General features: G+C 50.8%; 1 protein-coding gene and 1 rRNA gene. Both read left to right on the top strand.

Annotated elements, in window-relative coordinates; translation table 11 throughout:
* Positions 1-103: ribosomal RNA gene (gene rrf, locus B5F27_RS16180) — 5S ribosomal RNA — on the top strand; the annotation flags it as partial.
* Positions 104-384: 281 nt separating this feature from the next.
* Positions 385-1395: a C45 family peptidase gene (locus B5F27_RS16185; protein ID WP_087369063.1), complete on the top strand. Its 1011-nt coding sequence runs from the start codon at positions 385-387 to the stop codon at positions 1393-1395.
* The last annotated feature ends 167 nt before the right edge of the window (positions 1396-1562 follow it).

Raw genomic sequence — 1562 nt, forward strand, 5'->3', positions numbered from 1 at the left:
CGGTGAGGTCCCACCTGTTCCCATTCCGAACACAGAAGTTAAGCTCACTTGTGCCGAAGATAGTTGGCTGGACACGGCCTGTGAAAATAGGTAGATGCCGGCTTCTCTACAAAACCCCTGAGGATAAATCCTCGGGGGTTTTCTCTTGTTGTTTTTTCCACATGGAAGAAGCAGCGGAAAAGAAATAAAAGGACAAATTCGGGCACAAATCCCGTAGCGTTTGAACGCAACGCGACTGGAACTGTATGGAAAACTTGAAATAAATTCCTGAATACAATTTATATGTTTCACGCGGGAAAGAGATTGACTTAAAATTTTTATTCTGCTATCTTGAGATCAGGCCGCCGGCGGCTCCTTATCATCAAATGAAAAGGAGCACTTAAAATGATTCATTTGCAATTACAAGGCAACCATGATCAAACGGGGCAGCAGTGGGGTTCTCTGCTGCGGGATTCCGGAGTGAAAATTCTGGATCACATCCCCTTTCCTATCACAGGGGAGCGGATAGAATATGCAGAAGTCTGCCTTCCTGTGTATCGTCAATATTATCCCGCTCTTTTGGAAGAACTGCAGGGCCTGGCCGCAGGACAGGACTGCGATGTGCAGCTTTTGCAGGCGGCGTTGTTCAGTATGTACACCATTCCGCCGGCTTGTCACTGCTCCTGTTTTGCTGTGGCTGAAGGAGATGAAATTCTCTTTGGCAGGAACAGCGATTTTCTGCCGGTGCTGGAAGATCACAACACCAACGTGATCGTTCATCGAACCGATGGTGTCTTCTCTTTCACAGGAAATACCACATCGTTCCTTCAGATGGAGGATGGTGTCAATCAGAAGGGGCTGGCGGTTGGACTGACCTCGGTGAGCCCGACAAAAATCAAACCGGGCTTCAACGCCGGTTTGCTGGTACGCTATCTCCTGGAGACCTGCGGGACAGTGTCGGAGGCGTTGGAAAAGCTGAAAATGCTTCCCATTGGTTCCGCCCAGACATTGACCCTCGCCGATACGAAAGGGGATTTGGCTGTGGTGGAGTGCAATGCGGAGCGGGTTGAAATTGCGGGACCTGCCGATCCGGAAAACCCCTTTGTCTGCGCTACCAATGCTTTCCACCTGCCGTCGATGCGCAGCTATAACCGCACAACCGAGGACGACTGGTTTGCAGAGCGGCGCTATCGGACGATGACGGAGGCGCTAAGAAGAAAGGAACTCAGAAAAGACCTTTCCTTTGCACAGGATTTGCTCTCGGGCCGGTACGGCTTTCTGTGCCAGTACGACCGCAGCACAGGAAAAGACACCGTGTGGTCGGTGGTGTATGATTTAAAGCGCCATGCAATCTATCGCAGCGAATCCAACCCGTGCCAGAGCGGTTATCAGGAGGATGTGCAGTTCGCTTTTTAAAGAAACGCACAATAGGAGATAAAACAATAAAACAAGAGAGCCCCCTGCACGGCAAAACGTGAACCGCCCCATATTGTGCGGACAGTACAAAAAAGAGGCCTGCAAGGGGTAGAACAAGCGAATCAAAGACTGGCCTGGCGAAGCGAGAGCGGAGCCAGGCCAGTCTT

The sequence above is a fragment of the Faecalibacterium sp. An192 genome, assembly GCF_002160175.1.
GTDB lineage: Bacteria > Bacillota > Clostridia > Oscillospirales > Ruminococcaceae > Faecalibacterium.

Excerpts from the sequence above, each read along its gene's own strand:
- B5F27_RS16185 (WP_087369063.1), top strand. The coding sequence starts at position 385 with ATGATTCATTTGCAATTACAAGGCAACCATGATCAAACGGGGCAGCAG.